Genomic DNA, 17119 nt, shown 5'->3' with positions numbered 1-17119 from the left:
CTTCGATGTGGATCGTGGTCTGCGGTCGGGGCTCTACTGGTTGTCTCCTGCGGCGACGAGCACGATGCCGTCGTCGTCGGAGTAGACGACGTCGCCGGGGGTGAACGTCTCGCCGCCGATGGTCAGCGGGACGTCGCGCTCACCGGCGCCGGTCTTGGTCGACTTGCGCGGGTTGGTACCCAGGGCCTTGACCCCGATTTCCATCCCGCCGATGGTCTTGGCGTCGCGGATGGCGCCGTTGACGATGATCCCCACCCAGCCGTTAGATCGACCGAGTTCGGCGATCAGGTCTCCCACCAGCGCGGTGTGCACGGAGGCGTCGCCGTCGACGATCAGCACACCACCGGGATTGGACTCGCCGAGGACCGACTTCAGCAGGGCGTTGTCCTGGAAGCACCGGACGGTCGACACGCGTCCGACGAACTCTCGGTTGCCGCCGAACTGCGTGAACTGGGTGTCGCAGCTGCGGACGTCGGCACCGATCTCGTCGACGAGGTCGGCCGTCGGGGTGAAGGTCATCTCGCTCATGCCGATCAGTTTAGGTGTGACCGCAAGTAGCTGGTTACTCGCGGGTAGGGAGCGAGCGGACCCCGTCGATGATCTCTGCGACGTCGTCCGGCCGCTCCGAGACGAGGAAGTGCCGCGCCCGCGGGAGTACCGCGATGTCGCGGGCACCGAGCACGTCGGCGTACCGTCGCTGCTTCCATTCCCAGAAGTGGCGCCACCCCGGGAGCCTGGACGACGCCACGACGACGATCACCGGGACGTCCGGCATCGGCTCGGACCGTCGCAGACTCCGCAACGTCTGGTTCATCGACCCGAACGCGGCGTTCTCGACGAGAAGGGCCAGGAGGTAGGGCGGCTGCCCGAAGACGCGCGTACTCCATCGGCGCTGCTGCTCGCCTCGACCCTCCGGTGGCGCGGGCACGACGCGGCTCCACACCTGGAAACTGGGCCAGCGACGAATTCCGACGCGGCTCGTCACCGCGCGCGCCGCACCGACCACCCGATGGGCGTTGCCCACCCGGAACGACAGGGGGACGATCCGCCACGGCACCAGGACGAACGACCCGTCGAGGATGACGACGCCCGCGGTCCGCTCGGGATATCGGCGTGCGAACGCCTCCACATACAGCGACGCCAGCGAATGCCCCACGACGACAACCGGTTCGGTGATACCCCGAGCGTCCAGCACCGCGGCCATCCGCTCCACCTCGCCCAGCAGCGAGGGATGGTGACGCCGACCGATGGGATCGGACAGCCCGTAGCCCGGGCGGTCGTACCGCACGACCCGCCACGAGGAGGCCAGCCGCGCGACCAACGGATCGAGGTCGAACCAGTTGCTCCCGAGCGCCGCCATGAGCAGCAGCGGCGGTCCCGAACCCTCGTCCAGCACGTGGAGCCGATGCTCCCCGACCGTCACGAACTCACCGGGTGAATCCTGATCCGCGTCGGGTGTCGTCTCGTGCACGCGTCCAGTGTGCCCGCGCGGATGGCGCGGCGTCGCCGGACGGCACGACGCGCTCACAGCCGATCCGTCAGCGGTCGTCCTGCGCGTCCAGGCAGCTCCGCAGCCGTCTCAGGCCGTCCCGGATGCGGGATTTCGTGGTGGGCAGGGGTGTGTCGGTGCGTGCCGCCACCTCGGGATAGGTGAGTCCGCCGAAGTACGACATCTCGAGGCTTCCTCGCTGCAGCTCCGTGAGATGTCCGAGGCAGGTATGCACTGCGCTCACCTCCACCGACCGCAGCACCGCTTCGAGCGGAAGATCCTGCGTCATCTCGGGTTCGGCGGCCCGGACGCCGTACTCCGACAACCGCTCGGTCTGCATGTCCTCGGTACGGACCCGGTCGACGGCGCGCCGGTGCGCGATCGTCATCATCCAGGTGATCACCGATCCGCGGGTCGGGTCGTAATCGGCGGCACGCTGCCAGTACTGCAGGTAGGCCTCCTGGACGATCTCCTCGGCGTAGTGCCGATCACGCACCACCCGGACGGCGAGGCCATAGATCCGCGAACTGGTCAGGTCGTAGAAACGCGTGAACGCCGCACGGTCGCCTTCGGCCACCAGGGCCAGCAGGTCCCGTAGGACCTGCGATTCTCCCCCGCCCCCATGATCCGCATTCGCGGTGGCGTCGCTCTCCCTCGGCGCCACGGTTTCAGGTGCTGCCGGGTCGGGGACGAGGCACGGGAAGACTCGGTGGCTGCCCGGGAGTCGCCGTGAACCGGATGTGGGTCGGTTGCATGTCAGCGACGGTCCGCCCGACGGTCCTGGTGTGCGAGCTCTTCGACAACCATTCCGGTACCTCTCGTCAGACGTCGGGGGTCGATGAATAGGTCGTTGGACTCTAGCGCGTCGTTACACATTGTGTTCGGTTGTAGCCCGTTGGGAGGACAGCAGGCCCTTCGAAGGGCCAGGACCATTCAACGACGGCGGAGTGGTACCCAAAACCTCTCCGCGGTGAACTACACATGACATCCGCTTGCCCGGAATCGGCGCGGGCACCTAGCGGTCGGGGTAGGAATACGCGGTGGCCACCTTTCGCCAGCCGGGCCCGGCGCCAGCCGAGATGCTGCGCACGGGTGCGCTCGCCGTGCGCGGCGCGTTCCGGCCGCGCCCGCCGGACCGGCGACTCATCGACGCCATCGAGGACGCCGGGCTCCCCGACGGCGAGGTGACGGTCCGGGTGCGCGCCCTGCCCCAGGTTGCGCGACGGGTACCGCTCGCCGGCCTCGCCGAGGGAGCTCGTACCCTGCGTCGCGCGTCGTCGGCGATGACGACCTTCGTGGTCGAGCACCCCGAGGCCGCGTTCTTGGTCGATCCCGGCTTCTGCCGCGACGCCCATCACCGCGTCCTGCCCGAATTGCCGACGATCTTGCGCCCGCTGATCACCCCGCCGCGGTCGACGGTCAGCACCGCCGACGGTCTCGAGCTGCGGCCGCTGCACCGCTCCCCCGACTTCGCCCTGCCGACGCACGCTCACTGGGATCACGTATGCGGCCTGCTGGACCTGCCCGGCCTGCCGGTGTGGCTACCTCGGCCCGAACGCGAATGGATACTGGCGGGCACGCGACCACCGGTCGGCGGGGTGCGGGCGGCTCTGACCGACGGCCGACCGATCCTCGACTACGAACTCGACGGCCCGCCCGTGTCCACATTCGTCGCGAGCCACGACCTGTTCGGCGACGGCTCCGTGGTCGTCGTCGACCTCGGCGGGCACACCCCCGGGAGCGTCGGCGTCCTGGCCCGCACGTCCTCCGGCCCGGTCCTGCTCGCCGGCGATGCGGCCTGGCACTTCGAGCAGGTAGCGCGCCTGCGCCAGAAGCCGAGCATCCCCGGCGAATTCGTCGACGACGACCGCGACGCGGCGTTCGCGACGCTGCACCGGCTCCACCTGGCCCGCCACACCGTGCGCGTGATCCCCACCCACGACCACGACGCCGTCGGAGCACTCTGCGGCTGAGGCGAACGGGGGGGCGGGCTCAAACGTGAAGAAGTCACACGCATGGACCTGTCCCGTGCGACACCTCAACTGTCACCTCGGGTCAGGCGGGTTTCGGCGAGCGGTGGCCGGATCAGAATCAGAGGCCCTGATTCGAATCCCCGCCTTGATTGTCCCCGCCGCCTCCGTTGTCCCCGCCGGTTTCGCAGACGGCCGCGACATCCCGGGGCGTGTTCCCGGGAGTGCGGTAGGTCTGGACGGCCCACGCGACCTTCTTTTTCGTCACCGGAGACAGCACCTCGGTCCGCCGGATGCCGACCGCGAAACACCCACCGGTCATTACGAGTTTCTGGAGTTCCCCTCGATCGAGCCACCTGCCGATCCCGCTGTACGGCAGATCCGTTCCGGCGAAAGCCGGCACGATCCCGGTACGCGCGATGTCACGCGTCTGCGCCGCATTGAAGAGCGTATTGAACTCCATACGGACACCGACGTTGGGCCAGAACCAGTTCTGGTAAATCGTCGGGAACGAGCTGAAACCCGCTCCCGCAGGGGTACTCAGGCCGTGACCCTCGCCAACGGGTGCCGCCCCGGCCACACCGCCGTAGAGTCCCACACCCGATCCCGTCAGCATCACGGCCGACGCGGCGATCGAAACCACAACTCTCCGCGCACTTTTCATCTCTCTGAGCCTCCAGGTCAGCTATTCATGAGACAAGTTGCGCTGCGCAGCGTCTTCAGCGTCGCACAGATTGAGGATGGTGTACATCACGCTTAGGAACGCTCATCACACAGGACCCCAGGGTGCCAAGGCACCTCAAGCGTCCTGCGGTTTCGCCAGCGGGAACGCGAGCGACTCGCGGATCGACTGTCCGGTGATGAGCATGACCACGCGGTCGACACCGACACCCAGACCTCCGGTCGGCGGCATCGCGTATTCCAGTGCCTGCAGGAAGTCCTCGTCGAGTTCCATGGCCTCGGGATCGCCGTCGGCGGCCAGGATCGACTGCTCGGTGAGACGTGCCCGCTGCTCCACCGGATCGGTGAGTTCGGTGTAGGCCGTGCCGAGTTCGACGCCCCAGGCGACGAGGTCCCATCGCTCGGCGACGCCCGGCTTGCTCCGGTGCGCGCGGGTGAGGGGTGACGTCGACGTCGGAAAGTCGGTGTAGAAGGTCGGGAAGGTGGTGCGATCCTCGCCGAGGTGCTCGTACAACTCCAGGACGATCTGCCCGGCGTCCCAGTCGGGCCGGTGATTGATCTCCAGGCGGTCACACACCGCGCGCAATTCCTCGACGGAGGTCTCCGGCGTGATCTCCTGCTCCGCGCCCTCCGAGACCACCTGATGAACGGTCTTGACCGGCCACTCCCCGGAGATGTCGACGCGCTCTTCGTTTCCGTCGGCATCGGTGCGCACGATGACCGGTTCCCCGTAGGCCGCCGTCGCCGCGTACTGGATCATCTCGCGCGTCAGATCGAGCATCTTGAGGTAATCACTGTGCGCCTCATAGGCTTCCAGACTCGTGAACTCCGGGTTGTGACTGAAGTCCACACCCTCGTTGCGGAAATTGCGGCCGATCTCGAAGACCTTCTCGACCCCGCCGACACACAGTCGTTTGAGGTAGAGCTCCGGGGCGATCCGCAGATACAGGTCGAGGTTGTAGGCGTTGATGTGCGTCTGGAACGGGGTGGCGTTCGCGCCGCCGTGGATCTGCTGCAGGATCGGCGTCTCGACCTCGAGAAAGCCACGAGCGCCGAGGAAGTCACGCAACGACTTCACGACGAGACTGCGGGTCGCCAGCGACTTGCGCGTCTGCTCGTTGATGGCGAGGTCGACATAGCGCTGCCGGACACGCGCTTCCGGATCGGTGAGACCGGCCCACTTGTCGGGCAGCGGACGCAGGCATTTGCCGTTGATCCGCCAGGCGTCGATCAGGATCGACAGCTCACCCTTCCGACTCGTGCCGACGACACCGCGGGCCTGGATCAGATCCCCGAGGTCGACGTCGGTACCGAAATCGGGTGTGCCCGGGATGATCCGGGAATCCTCGACCAGCACCTGCACCTCGCCGGACCAGTCGTGGACGTCGGCGAACACCACCTTGCCGAAGTCCCGAAGTCGCGTCACGCGTCCGGCGACGGTGACGACGGTTCCCTCGGGTTCGGCCTTGGCCGCCGCGATCGTATGAGTGGGTTGATCGGCCGGCGGGTACGGATCGAAGCCGCGCTCGACGAGCCGGTCCATCTTCTCGAGTCGGACGCGCACCTGTTCCGGCCGGTGGACGACCGCACCCTCGGGTGTGGCTGCCTCGGCGTCGAGCTCGGCGATGAGCGCGGGCGCGTTGACACCGGGCGGGATCGACGGCGGCCCCTGCGTGTAGTGCTTGGCCCGTCCGAAGCGCGGCAACGTGATGAAACCCTCGGTCACGATCGCGGCGAGGCCCACCCGGGGCAGGATCCGGCTGTCCTCGAAGCACAGGTAGCGCGACTGCCAGTCCGGCAGATACTTCGCATTCGACTTGTACAGCGACTCCATCTGGAAGAACCGCGAGCCGAACATGAGGATCGAGTAGCCCATCCGCATCACGGGCCCGGCCCCGATCTGGGGGCCCTGCTCGAAGAACGCCCGGAACGCCGCGAAGTTCAGCGACACCTCGGTGATGCCCAATTGCTCTGAGTTACGGCACAATTCGGCGACCATGGTCTCCACGACGCCGTTGGGTCCGTGCCGGTCACGACGCATCAGGTCGAGCGAGACACCCCGGCGCCCCCAGGGCACGAAGGACAGCATGCCGACGACCCGCTCGCCGGGGGTGCCCTCGTCCATCACGGCCTCGACCAGCAGGCAGTCGCCGTCGGCGGGATCGCCGATGCGCGAGAGCGCCATCGCGAAGCCGCGTTCCTCGTCGGTGTCGCGCCAGTCGTCGGCGCGCGCGACGATCTGCGCCATCTCGGTGTCGCCGATCTCGTTGTGTCGTCGGATCCGAACGCCGACCCCGGCACGGCGGGTGCGGGTCACGGCCTGGCGCACCGCCTTCATGGCCGGGCCGCTGAGGCTGAACTCGCGCGTGTGCAGGATGGCCTCGTCGCCGATGTTGAGCGAGACGAAACCGGCGGCGTCAAAGGCGGCCGCGCCACGCGGGCTCGACCCCATCGACGCCGGATGCCACCCGTATTTCTCGCACAGGGTGAGGAATTCGGCGATGGCATCCGGCCACGACTCCGGGTCGCCGATCGGGTCACCACCCGCCAGTCCGACTCCTACCTCCACCCGGTAGGTGATCGCTGCCCGACCATCGGGCGAGAACACGACGGCCTTGTCGCGACGGGTCGAGAAGTAGGCCAGCGAGTCGTCGTCGTTGAACCGCGTGATCAGCGCGCGGATGAGGGCTTCGTCCTCGGCGGTGATGAGCCAGCGCAGCCGTTGCGACCGGAACAGCACGACGGCCGCGGCGATCAGCGCCAGGGCGCCGAACAGTCCCAGCAGGCCGTTGACGAACAGGTGGGTGTGCCGACCGTCGAACGAGGCATCCTGGTCGATGGCGCCGAAGGCCACGACCCGGTTGAACGCGTACGGCAACCGGTCGCCTCGGGTCAGCGTGTGCGGGAACGCCCACACCAGGGCCCAGCCCAGCAGCGTCGCGATCGCCAGTCCGGCGATCAGGGTGCCGAACGCCGCCAGGACGGCGCCTTTGCGGACCCGTGTGTAGAACTGGCGGTATGTCGACAGCAGGAACATCAGGGCAAGCGCGTCGATGAACAGTCCGAGGTAGATGTTCGTGCGGTCCCACCGCGTCACGCCCAGGTCGTCGGCCAGCGACGGCACGAGATAGAGCGCGTTGGTCGCCATGAACAGGATCAGGTAGATGACGCTGATCCACCAGGCGATCCGCTTGCGGGCCGAGAGCGCGACGGCGATGAGGGCGAGCACGAACGCCCAGGCGAAGCTGGTGTCGGGGAGGGTGATGAGGTAGTCGTCGACGTAGCGGCGGGGGTCGTGGATCAGATGCCGTATCGCCGGGAAGAGGCTGGACAGCAACGCGATTGCCGCCAGGACACCGACGATCGTGCCGGCGATGTGCGGGGCGCGGGACCCGAACCCGGAGGGCCGTCGGATCTTGTCGAGCAGCGCGAGGGACCTGCGGTCGGCCGCGGTGGGCGTCCGCGGTCCCACGTCGCGGTGCTCGCCGGGATTCTCGGGGTCGACCGGCGCGAGGGGGGTGTCGGTGGCCATGCGTAAAAGGTAGTCGGGATGAGAGGTATGTCCCGGCACTCCACGCGGATTGGCCCCGTCCGGCACAGATCGTCTTGCGTCCCCGACGGCCGAGGTGGCCCGGCGGGCGGTGGAACGGCATGATCGAAGCCGTGTACGACGTGACGATCCGGGACGACTCCATCCGACTCGGCCAATTCCTCAAACTCGCCAACCTGATCGAGTCAGGGGCCGAGGCCAAGGAGGTGATCGCCGACGGTCTGATCACCGTGAACGACGAGGTGGAGACCAGGCGCGGCCGTCAGCTGACGATTGGCGATGTGGTGTCGGTCGGCGGGATGAGCGTGCGAGTCGTCGCCGAAGGCGACGTGCCCTGATCCGAAGAAGCGTCCCCCATTACTCCCTGAGGTGCGAGGAGCGACAGCGACGAGCCTCGAAGGGCGCTAGGACCGTACGCCGAACCGTCTGAGCTCGGCGGGTGTGATGAGTCGCTCCGCTTCGGCGGGGAACATCGTCGTGGAACCGCGGCGGCCCCCGAGTCGCCCGCCGGTCAGCGAGTTCAGCAGAGAGCCCCGGCGGGGCGAGTGAAATGTGTCAGCCAACTTCATGACCAATCACTTCCTGATACTTCACATTCGTTACAACGGACTGGAACTTTGTTTTACTGTAGCGGCTGTTCCCGGTCGCGTCGCCGGACTTTCCAGTGGCTTTCGCCACGCCCCCGCGACTGCCGACACGTGTGAATCCCGCAGCTCCGGTTCCCGAAACGGCGAGTGCCGCACACGACGGCTAGATCGATCGTCGCACGAGAACTGTTACCTCGCGCGTAGCGACGCGCCCCTCACCTGCATGAATGACCCGGGCGCGGCCAGGCGTTCACTCGCCCCCGCGGGTCGCCGTCGAACGACCGAAGCCGCCGACCCGGGATTCGGGCCGGCGGCTTCGGTGTGATGGACGACGATGGCGATCAGTGCGCCTCTCGGCAAACAGGCCGCTCGAAGCGGCAAAGGGTGGGACCCGGGGCATTGAGTCCGTCACCGTCGCGGGGTACAACCGCGCTTCCGCACGAGGTATTCCACGGGTCGTCCCACTCTCCCGGCCCGCTATCCCGCGGCACTGGCGCGGCGTCGGCGGACCCGCTTCACGACGAACCAGGCGACCATGAGAACCAGCACGGCGATCACGATGTTGCTCAGCACGCCACTCCACCGTTCGAGTGCGGGGGCGATCGCCGGACCGAAGCCGAAGCCGATCCCGATCCACAGCGCGTTCCACACCCCCGACCCCAGCGTCGTGTACGCGGTGAAGCGCCAGAACGGCATCTTCTCGATGCCCGCCGGGATGGAGACGAACGACCGGACGAGGGGCACGCACCGACCGAGGAGAACCGCCATTCCGCCCCAGCGGACGAAGTACTCCTCCGCCTTGTCGAAGTCGTCGTAGTCGAGCAGCGGCATCCGGCCGACGAGTCGCCGGGTGCGATCGCGGCCCAGAGCCGCACCGATCCAGTACCAGAGCCAGGCCCCGACGAGCGACCCGATGGTCGCCGCGGCCCAGGCGAGCCAGACGTTCATGCGGCCCTCGTAGGCGAGGAAGCCGGCGCCGGGAAGAACGGCTTCGGACGGAATGGGCGGCAGGAAGGTCTCGAGGAGGATCGCCACCCCGACACCCAGCTCGCCGAGCGTGTCCATGAGGTCGAGAATCCAGCCGATGAAACCGCTGTGACCCTGCGACGGGTCGGTCTGGGCGAGTACGGCGGCGAGCTGCGTTGGCAAGGAATGTGTCCGTCTGTCCGAGGGCGGGCGGCTGGTCCCCGGCTTCGGTGACCACTTCGGCCGCCACTCTAGTCGGACGTCCGATTCATCCGGTTCTCGTGCAGGTCAGCCGACCGGCGCCGTCAGGCGAGGCCGGCGAGGAACCGGTTGGCCCACTGCACCGCAGTCACGCCGGGACGGACCTCGAAGTCCCGGTAGGTGCCGTGCGACCCGGACTGGAGGAATTGGTTGAACGACCTGATCTGCTCGCGAGCGCGCGCGTCACCGAGCTCCTGCGCGATCTCGCCGGGGCCGCCGAGGGTGAGCAGTTCGGAGAAGATCGCGCCCGCCTCGGCCTGGTACTGCACGATCTGGCTCGGCGTCGGGTCGCTGGTCTCGGCGAGGTAGCCGACGATCCGAGTCACGTAGTAGTCGCGGGGCACGTTGCAGTAGACATCGGTGGGTTCGCAGAGGGTGAACGCCCTGGGCAGGACCCACCCCATGCCGTCGAGGCGTGGTCCGCCACTGCCCTCACCCCTCAGGGCGGGGCCGATGAGATTGTCCCGCTTGGACCGCCGCGGATCCGCGATCAGCACGACCCCCGCGACCTGGCTCGGACGGATCGCGGCGCGACCGGTGCCGATCTCGGATGCGAGGTCACCGGCGGCGTCGGCGCCCTGGCTGTAGCCGACGAGCGCGATCCGGGTACCGGGGCATCGTCGGAGCATCTGAAGGGCGAGCCCCGTGGTGTTGGCAACCGCCTGCGCCTTGGACTTGCCGTAGATCGCCTTCTCCCACGGGAACGCCGTGGCGTCGTAGCCGACGTACTGCACGCGGGTTTCCGGTCCGAGCCCGGCGGTGATCTCCCCAAGCACACCCGGGCTGGCGCCGTTGGACCAGGTCCCGGGGACCGCGAGCACGTAGATCTCCGGGCACCCCCGGGGCGCGGCGGTCGCCGTCGGGACGGCGAGCACACCGCCGGCCAGGAGCGCACACAGCAGGGCACATACAGTCGCGACGATCCGACGCATGGTCCGTTCCCTTCGTACCGGCCGAGGAGGCAGCTTCACCGCCGAGTCTAGGTCGGACGTCCGGCGGGCGTGTTGCCGCCTGCGGAACTCCCGTGGAACGACGGATCTGCCTACGCAGAACTCCCGCCCACCCTGAGCGGGTGAGCGGGAGTTCGGTGTCGTACGTACTACACGAAGCGCGCGATCAGCGCTGCGCGACCTGTGTGGGCACGATCGGTGCGGGCAGGTCCGACGCCCCGGTGAGGAACGCGTCGGCGGCCGCGGCGGCCGAGCGCCCCTCGGCGATGGCCCACACGATGAGCGACTGTCCGCGCCCGGCGTCGCCGGCGACGAAGACACCCGGCTGACCGACGGCAGCGAAGTTGCCGTCGCGCTTGACGTTTCCGCGGGGGTCGTACTCGACGCCCATCTTGTCGAGGAGGTCCTCGCGCTCGGGTCCGACGAAGCCCATGGCGAGCAGCACCAGGTCCGCCTCGAGTTCGAAGTCCGAGCCCTCGACCTTCTCGAAGCGGCCGTCGCGCATCACGACCTCGTGCGCCTTGAGCCCGGTGAGCTTGCCGTCCTCGCCGACGAACTGCTCGGTGTTGACCGAGAAGACGCGCTCGCCGCCCTCTTCGTGGGCGGACGACACGCGGTACATGAGCGGGTAGGTCGGCCACGGGGTCGACTCGGCACGCTCGATCGGCGGCTTCGGCATGATCTCGAACTGATGGACGATCTCCGCGCCCTGGCGCAGGGAGGTGCCCAGGCAGTCGGCGCCGGTGTCGCCACCGCCGATGATGATGACCTTCTTGCCCTTGGCCGAGATCTGGCCCTCGACTTCGTCGCCGAGCTGCACCCGGTTGGCCTGCGGCAGGAACTCCATGGCCTGGTGGATGCCGTCGAGCTCACGCCCGGGGATCGGCAGATCGCGACCGATGGTCGAACCGTTGGCGAGGATCACCGCGTCAAAGTCGGCGCGCAGCTGCTCGACGGTGACGTCGACACCCACGTTGACGCCGGTGCGGAAGACGGTGCCCTCGGCCTCCATCTGCGCGAGACGACGGTCGATGTGGCGCTTCTCCATCTTGAACTCGGGGATGCCGTAACGGAGCAGGCCACCGATGCGGTCGGCCCGTTCGAACAGCGTCACGTCGTGTCCGGCACGCGTGAGCTGCTGCGCCGCAGCGAGTCCCGCGGGCCCGGAGCCGACGACGGCCACCGACTTGCCGGTCTTCTCCGACGGCATGACCGGGGTCACCCAGCCGTTGTCGAAGGCGTTGTCGATGATCTCGACCTCGACCTGCTTGATGGTGACCGGCGGCTGGTTGATCCCCAGCACGCACGACGCCTCGCACGGAGCCGGGCACAGGCGGCCGGTGAACTCCGGGAAGTTGTTCGTCGCGTGCAGACGTTCGATGCCGTCGCGCCACTGGTCCTTGTACACCAGGTCGTTCCACTCGGGAATCAGGTTGCCCAGCGGGCAGCCGTTGTGGCAGAACGGGATACCGCAGTCCATGCAGCGGCTCGCCTGCGTCTTCAGATGGCCCTTGTCGAAGTCGGTGTAGACCTCTTTCCAGTCCAGCAGACGCAGTTCCACCGGGCGGCGGTCGGGCAGCTCCCGCTCGGGGTGCTTGAGGAATCCTCTGGGGTCAGCCACGTGCGGCCTCCATGATCGCTTCGTTCACGTCTCGCCCGGTCTTCTCCGCCTCGGAGATGGCCAGCAACACACGCTTGTAGTCGCGCGGCATGACCTTGGCGAACTTGGTCTGGGCGGTGTCCCAATCGCCGAGCAGCGCTGCCGCGACCGGGGATTCGGTCTCGGCGCGGTGCTCTTCGATGATCGTGGCGAGGAACTCGATGTCCTCGTCCTCGAGCGGCTCGAGGTCGACGAGCTCGGTGTTGAGGTTGTCGGCCAGCTTGCCCTCGGGGTCGAAGACGAACGCCATACCGCCGGACATGCCCGCCGCGAAGTTGCGGCCGGTCTCGCCGAGGACGACGACGCGTCCACCCGTCATGTACTCACAGCCGTGGTCGCCCACACCCTCGACCACCGCGGTGACGCCCGAGTTGCGAACGCAGAAGCGCTCACCCACGATGCCGCGCAGGAAGATCTTGCCCGCGGTGGCACCGAAGCCGATCACGTTGCCGGCGATGATGTTGTGCTCGGCGACGAAGTCGTCCGGCGCGTTGCGTGCCGGACGGACCACGAGGCGACCGCCCGAGAGACCCTTGCCGACGAAGTCGTTGGCGTCGCCCTCGAGGCGCAGCGTGATGCCCTTGGGAACAAAGGCACCGAAGCTGTTGCCGGCCGATCCGGTGAAGTCGACGATGATCGTCCCGTCGGGAAGACCCTGTGCGCCATAGGCCTTGGTGACCTCATGGCCCAGCATGGTGCCGACCGTGCGGTTCACGTTGGTGATCTTCGAGGTGAAGGACACCCGCGTGCCGTGGTCGATGGCCTCGCGGCTCTGCGCGATGAGCTGCTGGTCGAGCGCCTTGTCCAGGCCGTGGTCCTGCACGCCGGAGCAGTACAGGTCCTGGTTCATGAACGGCGACTCGGGCATCGCCAGGATCGACGACAGGTCGAGCTTGCCCGCCTTCTCCGACTTCCAGTGCGCGAGCGCCTTGGTCGTGTCGAGCGCCTCGACGTGACCGACGGCCTCCTGCAGGGTGCGGAAGCCCAGGCGCGCCAGCAGTTCCCGGACCTCTTCGGCGATGTACAGGAAGAAGTTCTCGACGAACTCCGGCTTACCCGCGAAACGCTCACGCAGCAGCGGGTTCTGGGTGGCGACACCCACCGGGCACGTGTCGAGGTGACACACCCGCATCATGATGCAACCCGCGACCACCAGCGGCGCGGTGGCGAAACCGAACTCCTCGCCACCCAGCAGGGCGGCGACCACGACGTCGCGACCGGTCTTGAGCTGGCCGTCGACCTGCACGACGATCCGGTCGCGGAGTCCGTTGAGCAGCAGGGTCTGCTGGGTCTCGGCCAGGCCGATCTCCCACGGCGCACCGGCGTGCTTGACCGAGGTCAACGGCGTTGCGCCGGTACCGCCGTCGTGCCCTGAGATGAGGACGACGTCGGCGTGCGCCTTCGAGACACCGGCCGCGACGGTGCCGACGCCCACCTCGGAGACCAGCTTCACGTGGATGCGGGCCTGCGGGTTGGCGTTCTTCAGGTCGTGGATCAGCTGCGCGAGATCCTCGATCGAGTAGATGTCGTGGTGCGGGGGCGGCGAGATGAGGCCGACGCCCGGCGTCGATCCACGGACCTCGGCGACCCACGGGTACACCTTGTGCGGCGGCAGCTGCCCGCCCTCACCCGGCTTCGCACCCTGCGCCATCTTGATCTGGATGTCGGTGCAGTTCGACAGGTAGTGCGAGGTGACGCCGAAACGGCCCGACGCGACCTGCTTGATCGCGCTGCGACGCCAGTCACCGTTCTCGTCGTGATGGAAGCGCCGCGGATCCTCGCCACCTTCACCGGAATTCGAGCGACCACCGAGCCGGTTCATGGCGATCGCGAGGGTTTCGTGCGCCTCCGCGGAGATCGAACCGAAGCTCATCGCGCCGGTCGAGAACCGCTTCACGATCTCGCGGGCCGGTTCGACCTTCTCGATCGGAATCGGGTCGCGGTCACCGAAATTGAAGTCGAACAGGCCCCGCAGCGACGCCATCTGGCGGGACTGGTCGTCCACCAGCTTCGTGTATTCCTTGAACACCTGGTACTGGCCGGTGCGCGTGGAGTGCTGGAGCTTGAAGACGGTGTCCGGGTTGAACAGGTGGTACTCGCCTTCGCGGCGCCACTGGTACTCGCCGCCGACCTCGAGCTCGCGGTGGGCGCGCTCGGACGGGCGATCGGAGAATGCCAGCGCGTGGCGGGTCGCGACGTCGGCGGCGATCTCGTCGAGACCGATGCCGTCGAGCTGGCTGTTGAGCCCGGTGAAGAACTCGTCGACGGTCTCCTGCGAGATACCGATGACCTGGAAGAGCTGTGCGCCGGTGTACGAGGCGAGGGTCGAGATGCCCATCTTGCTCATCACCTTCAGCACGCCCTTGCCGGCGGCCTTGATGTAGTTCTTCTGCGCGGTGGCGAAGTCGAGGTTGCCGAGCACACCGCGCTCGGTCATGTCCTCTATCGACTCGAAGGCCATGTACGGATTCACCGCTGCCGCACCGAAACCGACGAGCGCGGCCACGTGGTGGACCTCGCGGCAGTCACCGGACTCGACGATGAGACCGGCCTGCGTGCGCTTGCGTTCCCGCACCAGGTGGTGGTGCACCGCAGCCGTCAGCAGCAGCGACGGGATGGGTGCGTAGGTCTCGTCCGACTCGCGGTCGGACAGGATCACCAGGTTCACGCCGTCGTCGATCGCGGCGCTGACCTTCGCACGCACCTCGTCGAGGGCCTTGCGCAGACCGGCGCCACCCTCGGCCACCGGGTAGAGGCCGTGGATGTGGACGCTGCGGAAACCGGGCAGCGCGTCGTTGGAGTTGATCTCCACCAGTTTCGCGAGCGTGTCGTTGTCGAGGACCGGCGACGGCAGCTCGATCTGACGGCACGACTCGGGGCCGGGGTGCAACAGGTCGGCCTCGGTGCCGATGGTGCCGCCGACGCTGGTCACGATCTCTTCGCGGATCGCATCGAGCGGCGGGTTGGTCACCTGGGCGAACAGCTGCTGGAAGTAGTCGAACAGCATGCGCGGACGCTTGGACAGCACCGCGATCGGGGTGTCGGTACCCATCGAGCCGAGTGCCTCGGCACCGGTCTTCGCCATCGGCGCGACCAGCAGGTCGAGTTCCTCACGGGTGTAGCCGAACACCTGCTGGCGCAACGCGACCCGGTCGTGCGGCATGTGCTGATGCGGCGGCGCCTCGATGTCGTCGACCGCGACCAGTCCCTGCTCGAGCCACTCACCGTAGGGGTGCTCGGCAGCGAGCTCGTCCTTGATCTCCTCGTCGTCGACGATGCGGCCGGCAGCGGTGTCCACCAGGAACATGCGGCCGGGCTGAAGACGCATCTTCTGCACGACGTCGGAGTGATCGATGTCGAGCACGCCGACCTCGGAGGCCATCACGACGAGCCCGTCCTTGGTGACCCAGATCCGACTGGGCCGCAGGCCGTTCCGGTCGAGCACGGCACCCACGACGGTGCCGTCGGTGAAGCACACCGACGCCGGTCCGTCCCAGGGCTCCATCAGTGCGGAGTGGTAGCGGTAGAAGTCCCGGTGCTCAGGCTTCATCGACTCGTGACGCTCCCAGGCCTCCGGGATCATCATGAGCACGGCGTGCGGGAGGGAGCGTCCACCGAGGTGGAGCAGCTCGAGCACCTCGTCGAACCGGGCGGTGTCCGACGCACCCGGGGTGCAGATCGGGAAGATCTTCGACGCCGCGTCGGCCCCGAAGGCCGCGGTGTCGATGAGCGCCTCGCGGGCCCGCATCCAGTTCTCGTTACCGGTGACGGTGTTGATCTCGCCGTTGTGGGCGACGCGGCGGAACGGATGCGCCAGCGGCCACGACGGGAAGGTGTTGGTGGAGAAGCGCGAATGCACCAGACCGAGCGCGCTCTCGACACGCGAGTCCTGCAGGTCGACGTAGAACTCCCGCAGCTGCGGCGTCGTCAGCATGCCCTTGTAGACGAAGGTGCGTCCGGACAGGCTCGGGAAGTAGACGGTCTCACGTCCGGGCCCGTCGGCGCCGGCGCCCTTGTTGCCGAGTTCGTACTGGACCCGTTTGCGCACGACGTAGGCGCGACGCTCGAGTTCCATGCCCTCCGCGCCGCCGACGAACACCTGCCGGAAGGTCGGCATGGCATCGCGGGCAAGTGCTCCGAGCGAGTTCTCGTTGGTCGGCACCTCGCGCCAGCCGAGCAGGGTCAGACCCTCTGCCTCGATGACCTTCTCCACGCCCTCGCAGGCGAGGCGGGCGTCTTCCGAGCCCTGGGGCAGGAAGGCGATACCGGTCGCGTAGCTGCCCTCCGCGGGCAGCTCGAAGTCCACGGTCTCCCGCAGGAAACGGTCCGGGACCTGGATCATGATGCCCGCACCGTCGCCGGTGTTGGGCTCGGCACCCGCGGCGCCGCGGTGCTCGAGATTGACCAGGGCCATGATCGCCTTGTCGACGATGTCGCGACTGCGCCGCCCGTGCATGTCCACGACAAACGCCACGCCACACGAGTCGTGCTCATTGCGTGGGTCGTAGAGACCCACCGGTCCCGGAGCCTGCTTCATAGTTCGCCTCACTTTGCGCGCGAGGAGTGCACGCACTACCCGTCGTCGATGTCTGGGGCCACACCCGGCCGTGTCGGGCCGCGGACCACGATGTCCCCGGCGTCGTCGTGCTCCACCCGCATCGGGGCTGACCTGGGCAGAGCCGACGATCACAGCGGCGTGAGTCCCGGTCAGCGCCGTTGCTGACGGTCCCTTCGGGCCGCATCGTCGGGACCCGAACCACCCTGCTCATCGCAGCTACCGCGCGCAGCACGCCAGAGCGCCCCCGGGCAGCCGTATGAGCATTGTGAGTCATTTTTCCACGCGAAGGGCCCACTCTCGAAATCCGGTTACCACAGAGACACCGCCGGTGCACGTCAGACGGAAATCCGGCGATTCGGGGTCCGCCCCGGAGACGGCCCGCGCGGGCCTTTCGGGAGCGTCGACGGTCGCGGTCCGATTGCGGCCGGGTCTCGCCCTCACCGATCC

Annotated in this window: 11 protein-coding genes; 2 read left to right on the top strand and 9 right to left on the bottom strand. The window is 67.8% G+C overall.

Going from position 1 to position 17119, the window contains the following annotated elements:
• Positions 1 to 33: 33 nt before the first annotated feature.
• From rraA to sigK, 3 genes are all read right to left on the bottom strand, one after another.
• Positions 34 to 528: a ribonuclease E activity regulator RraA gene (gene rraA / locus KB201_RS10675; RefSeq protein WP_058253700.1), complete on the bottom strand. Its 495-nt coding sequence runs from the start codon at positions 526 to 528 to the stop codon at positions 34 to 36.
• A gap of 34 nt (positions 529 to 562) precedes the next feature.
• Positions 563 to 1471, bottom strand: a complete 909-nt coding sequence (locus KB201_RS10670; protein WP_058253730.1) for an alpha/beta fold hydrolase — start codon at positions 1469 to 1471, stop codon at positions 563 to 565.
• 67 nt (positions 1472 to 1538) lie between these two features.
• Positions 1539 to 2153 carry an ECF RNA polymerase sigma factor SigK gene (gene sigK, locus KB201_RS10665; protein WP_068969995.1) on the bottom strand — a complete coding sequence of 205 codons (615 nt, stop codon included), beginning with the start codon at positions 2151 to 2153 and terminating at the stop codon, positions 1539 to 1541.
• 376 nt (positions 2154 to 2529) lie between these two features.
• Between sigK and KB201_RS10660 the strand changes: the two genes are divergently transcribed.
• Entirely contained in the window at positions 2530 to 3462 is a 933-nt protein-coding gene (locus KB201_RS10660) for an MBL fold metallo-hydrolase (protein WP_242697019.1), read from the top strand.
• 118 nt (positions 3463 to 3580) lie between these two features.
• Here the strand turns inward: KB201_RS10660 and KB201_RS10655 are convergent, their stop codons facing one another.
• Both KB201_RS10655 and lysX read right to left on the bottom strand, forming a co-directional pair.
• A complete protein-coding gene (locus tag KB201_RS10655; RefSeq protein ID WP_211539245.1) occupies positions 3581 to 4102 on the bottom strand; it encodes a hypothetical protein in 522 nt (173 codons plus the stop codon).
• A gap of 156 nt (positions 4103 to 4258) precedes the next feature.
• Positions 4259 to 7672 (bottom strand): bifunctional lysylphosphatidylglycerol synthetase/lysine--tRNA ligase LysX, encoded by a 3414-nt coding sequence (lysX, locus tag KB201_RS10650; protein ID WP_211539244.1) that lies wholly within the window; start codon positions 7670 to 7672, stop codon positions 4259 to 4261.
• 119 nt (positions 7673 to 7791) lie between these two features.
• On the opposite strand from lysX, the gene KB201_RS10645 reads away from it, so the two are divergent.
• A complete protein-coding gene (locus KB201_RS10645; RefSeq protein WP_211539243.1) occupies positions 7792 to 8028 on the top strand; it encodes an RNA-binding S4 domain-containing protein in 237 nt (78 codons plus the stop codon).
• Positions 8029 to 8754: 726 nt separating this feature from the next.
• On the opposite strand, the gene KB201_RS10640 is transcribed toward KB201_RS10645, so the two are convergent.
• The 4 genes from KB201_RS10640 to gltB form a co-directional block, all read right to left on the bottom strand.
• Positions 8755 to 9426, bottom strand: a complete 672-nt coding sequence (locus KB201_RS10640) for a DedA family protein (RefSeq protein ID WP_058253696.1) — start codon at positions 9424 to 9426, stop codon at positions 8755 to 8757.
• A 122-nt stretch (positions 9427 to 9548) separates the two neighbouring features.
• Complete coding sequence (locus KB201_RS10635; protein WP_058253695.1) at positions 9549 to 10436, bottom strand: cutinase family protein; 888 nt, start codon at positions 10434 to 10436, stop codon at positions 9549 to 9551.
• Positions 10437 to 10620: 184 nt separating this feature from the next.
• Positions 10621 to 12075 carry a glutamate synthase subunit beta gene (locus KB201_RS10630; RefSeq protein WP_058253694.1) on the bottom strand — a complete coding sequence of 485 codons (1455 nt, stop codon included), beginning with the start codon at positions 12073 to 12075 and terminating at the stop codon, positions 10621 to 10623.
• Positions 12068 to 16651 carry a glutamate synthase large subunit gene (gene gltB / locus KB201_RS10625; RefSeq protein WP_211539242.1) on the bottom strand — a complete coding sequence of 1528 codons (4584 nt, stop codon included), beginning with the start codon at positions 16649 to 16651 and terminating at the stop codon, positions 12068 to 12070. Before gltB ends, KB201_RS10630 begins: the two co-directional genes overlap by 8 nt.
• Positions 16652 to 17119 lie beyond the last annotated feature (468 nt).

Origin of the sequence: Gordonia sp. SCSIO 19800, from assembly GCF_018132775.1 — a bacterium.
GTDB classification, from domain to species: Bacteria; Actinomycetota; Actinomycetes; order Mycobacteriales; family Mycobacteriaceae; genus Gordonia; species Gordonia hongkongensis.
The sequence above is the reverse complement of the archived record's forward strand: the minus strand, read 5'-3'. Positions and strand labels throughout refer to the sequence as shown.